1 protein-coding gene is annotated in these 808 nt (G+C 28.2%); it reads right to left on the minus strand.

Translation table 11 applies throughout. The annotated features are described in order from the left end of the window. Positions 1 to 808 (minus strand): toprim domain-containing protein (locus tag RI68_RS02940; RefSeq protein ID WP_017193744.1); only part of this gene is annotated, 808 nt, incomplete at both ends.

Consider the following 808-nt stretch of genomic DNA (forward strand, 5'->3'; position numbering starts at 1 on the left):
TCAACATCTTTACAAGTTTGGTCGTAAGGCGGCAAAATGCGTCTAATTTCGTATAAAATGTTTGCTTCTTTAAGTTGTTCTCCTAAGGCTTCGCTGCGTTTTCGGCCTGTTTCGTCGTTATCTAAGGCAATAATCACCTTAATTTTTTCTTTTTTGAGAATTTCTAGTTGAGATTGAGAAAGTAATTGGGCGACACAAATTAATCCTACAACATTTTTGACATCATATTGATAACAACTTATAACATCAAAAAAACCTTCATGAATGATGATGGTTTTTGTTTTTTTAATATATGGTAACGCTTCAAAAAAACGATAACTAAAATGAAAAGTAGGTGTTTGACTAAAATTATTGAGGGATTTATATTTAGGTTGGAAATAAGAAACTTCGCGGAAATGGTTTTGATAAAAATGAAAAGTTTTATGATAACCATTTTCAATGGGGATAATAATGGAACCATGGAAAGTATCATGATAATATTTTTTTCTTTGTTGATTAGTTTTTTCTTTGATAAAACCATATTCTAATAATTGATGGATATTAATATTTTTCTTTTGACAGTAATTTACTAGACGAAAAGATAAAGGTTTATCAGATAATGGGGCGTAACCTAGTTTAAATTCTTTGATGGTTTCTAAAGTGAGTTTTCTTTTTTGAGTTAAATATTCTATTCCTAGTTTACTTTCGTTATTTCGTTTGGAAATTAACAAATAATGATAATAATCTCTAATTTGGTTAAATAAGGGTGAGATTTCTTTAAATAATTGTTTCTTTTTGATATTAATTTCCTGTTCGTCAACTGGTTGTT

It is taken from the genome of Vaccinium witches'-broom phytoplasma str. VAC (assembly GCF_000309405.1).
GTDB lineage: Bacteria > Bacillota_I > Bacilli_A > Acholeplasmatales > Acholeplasmataceae > Phytoplasma.